Annotated in this window: 4 protein-coding genes; all 4 read left to right on the top strand. The window is 24.1% G+C overall.

All coding sequences use genetic code 11. From position 1 onward, the window contains the following. The first annotated feature begins 105 nt into the window (after positions 1 to 105). The 4 genes from RI68_RS04080 to RI68_RS02620 are packed head-to-tail and all read left to right on the top strand — an operon-like array spanning position 106 to position 1,639. Positions 106 to 252, top strand: a complete 147-nt coding sequence (locus RI68_RS04080; protein WP_017193690.1) for a hypothetical protein — start codon at positions 106 to 108, stop codon at positions 250 to 252. Between the two features lie 46 nt (positions 253 to 298). Continuing rightward, complete coding sequence (locus RI68_RS02630; protein WP_017193689.1) at positions 299 to 877, top strand: hypothetical protein; 579 nt, start codon at positions 299 to 301, stop codon at positions 875 to 877. Then, positions 877 to 1,359, top strand: a complete 483-nt coding sequence (locus tag RI68_RS02625) for a hypothetical protein (RefSeq protein WP_017193688.1) — start codon at positions 877 to 879, stop codon at positions 1,357 to 1,359. The genes RI68_RS02630 and RI68_RS02625 overlap by 1 nt, the downstream gene beginning before the upstream one ends. A 4-nt stretch (positions 1,360 to 1,363) precedes the next feature. After that, on the top strand, positions 1,364 to 1,639 hold the full coding sequence (locus RI68_RS02620; RefSeq protein ID WP_017193687.1) for a hypothetical protein: 276 nt from the start codon (positions 1,364 to 1,366) through the stop codon (positions 1,637 to 1,639). Positions 1,640 to 1,732: the final 93 nt, after the last annotated feature.

The raw sequence follows: 1,732 nt of genomic DNA, 5'->3' as shown, positions 1-1,732 counted from the left end.
CCATAAAGAAGGGGAAAAATTTTTTAGAACTCCTTTAATTTTCTCCTTCTTTTTTTCTCCTACTTTATGGGTAAGAAAACCATGATTAAGAAAGGAAGTAAAAAAATGGCTGTAAGAAAAAAAAGCACTCATGCTCAACCGATGAATGCTAAAAAACAACTTAATAAAAAAACTACCAATAAAAAGGTTGATAAAAAAGACAAATTATTTATTATCGAACAAATAAACAAATTATTAAAAGAATTGGAATAAAAACCAGATTTAAAAATTTAAAAAAATAAAAAAGGAGCATATAAGCATGCCAATTATCAAAAAAAGTTCACCTTCAAAAAATAATAATATCAAACAAAATAATAATACTTCATCAAATCAAAATCCACAAACACCAAACACTCCAAAAAAAAGCAAAAAAGCCAAAGCCGTTTATGGTTTAAAAATTACTGCTAAGAGCTTTTTATTAATTATTTTATTTGTATCATCTTTTTTACAATTAATGTTTATTTTACATCAAGCTGACAAACTGCCGCAGATTCCATTCCTAACGGAATATATTACTAAAAAATCAGAACCTAAAAAAGCTTTAATGAAAAAATTAGATGCGTCAAAAGCAAGAGAACAATTTTTAATTGATGAAGATGTTTTATCAAAAGCGACTATTGCTAAATTACAAGCAGCTTTACAAAAACCGATGATAACAAAAACACGTTTAGAAAGTGATGCAAATAAATTAAACCAATTATTAGAAGATACTAACTTAGATCCAACCACTAAACAATCTTACGAACAAACAAGAGACGCAATTATTAGTATTTTAACAACTTATAACCAAGATATTAACGACATTGAACAAAAAGAACAAAACAAAGGTAATCAATAATGTCATTATTAGCATTTTTAAAAACATGGTTAACTGATTTCAGTACTGACAGTTTAGCTAGAAGATTAGATTTATTATTAATGTTTACTATGTTTTATATTATTTTAAAAGGTTATAAGTTTTTTTTCATGATTTGTAAAAAAATTTATTTGTTAATTAAAAAAATTGTCATCGGTATTAAAAATTTTTATGTTTCTCATTTTTTCGTTTCATCACGCATTCAAAAATTAAATCAACGTAAAAAGACAATTGATACTAAAATAAATAAATTAATTTTAAGACAAGCTGCTAAAAAAGCGAAATCAAAGCCATATCTAGAACAAAGCAAACAACATATTTTTAAAGAAGATAAGATACAACAATTGAAAAAAGATATTTTAGCATTGAAAAACAATACTTATTTAAGTGAAAAAGACAAAGAAATGCAAATTCAAAATCTTTATCAAGAAATAGCAACTTTAAACAACGAAAAGGAAGGGTGATAAAATGACAATTCCGACGGAAGTAATTTGGTTGTTAATTGGTAATTTAATGGCTATTTTAATTGTTATTATTACTAAAAGAATAATCTTTTGGGATGATAAACAAGAGAAAAACAATAATCAAGCAAAAGATAATCACCAAGAAATGGTTAAATTACAACAAATTATTAAAGATTTAGAAAAACAAAAAAAAGATAATGAAACTTTCAAAAAAGATATTAATTTAAATATTAAAAGAATGGACCTACCATCTTATGATATTCATGATATTCAAGTATAGAGTAGTTGATAAGTTCGAAAGAAAGTTAAAATTATTTATTTTTTGGTTGCGGAAAATATACATTAAGTAATAATTTTTTTTCTATTTATATTT

Origin of the sequence: Vaccinium witches'-broom phytoplasma str. VAC (assembly GCF_000309405.1) — a bacterium.
Classification (GTDB): Bacteria; Bacillota_I; Bacilli_A; order Acholeplasmatales; family Acholeplasmataceae; genus Phytoplasma.
Note: the sequence above shows the minus strand (reverse complement) of the source record. Positions and strands in the feature narration are given on the sequence as shown.

What these genes read in the sequence shown, in the direction of transcription:
- RI68_RS02625 (WP_017193688.1), top strand. Translation starts at nt 877, where the DNA reads ATGTCATTATTAGCATTTTTAAAAACATGGTTAACTGATTTCAGTACT.
- RI68_RS02630 (WP_017193689.1), top strand. Translation starts at nt 299, where the DNA reads ATGCCAATTATCAAAAAAAGTTCACCTTCAAAAAATAATAATATCAAA.
- RI68_RS04080 (WP_017193690.1), top strand. Translation starts at nt 106, where the DNA reads ATGGCTGTAAGAAAAAAAAGCACTCATGCTCAACCGATGAATGCTAAA.
- RI68_RS02620 (WP_017193687.1), top strand. Translation starts at nt 1,364, where the DNA reads ATGACAATTCCGACGGAAGTAATTTGGTTGTTAATTGGTAATTTAATG.